Below are 612 nucleotides of genomic sequence, written 5' to 3'. Positions count from 1 at the left end.
GTCTATAGCCAGCTCAGGCTCAACATCAGGCGAAGGCACAGGAAAAGGCTTCCTGCACGTGTAAAGCAGGCGCTGTTCCAGCCAGAGAGGATTAATCAGGTGTGGTCAATCGACTTCATGTCTGACAGCCTCTGGGACGGCAGAAGATTCCGCCTCCTCAACATCGTCGATGACTACAACAGGGAAATCCTCACCATGGAGGCTGACTTGTCTATCCCTGCGCTGCGCCTGATTCGGGTGCTGGAGTATCTGAAGGAGTTCAGGGGATTGCCGGAAATGATACGCGTCGACAACGGACCGGAGTTCATCTCAAACAAGTTGGAGTGCTGGTGCAGGGAAAACAAGGTGCGCCTGGTCTTCATTCAGCCTGGCAAACCGATGCAGAACGCTTATGTGGAACGCTGCAACGGCAGTATCAGAAGAGAGCTGCTCAATGCCTACGTGTTCAGGACCCTGTCGGAAGTTCGGGAAAAAGCAGAGGAATGGAGGCTGGATTACAACTGCCACCGGCCTCATCAGGCCCTCAACTTCAGAGCTCCGGTTGATTTATTGGAAGAAATTGTAAATTGAAAAGTCAACTTTCAAATGGCTCAAAATACGGGGGAGCTTACA

Annotated in this window: 1 protein-coding gene; it reads left to right on the top strand. The window is 51.8% G+C overall.

Annotated features, from left to right (window positions below; genetic code table 11):
- On the top strand, positions 1-570 hold a 570-nt coding region (locus ACYVB1_RS12830), incomplete at its 5' end, for an integrase core domain-containing protein (RefSeq protein WP_460924112.1).
- Between the last annotated feature and the right edge of the window lie 42 nt (positions 571-612).

It is taken from the genome of Pontibacter brevis (assembly GCF_054779655.1).
The sequence above is the reverse complement of the archived record's forward strand: the minus strand, read 5'-3'. Positions and strand labels throughout refer to the sequence as shown.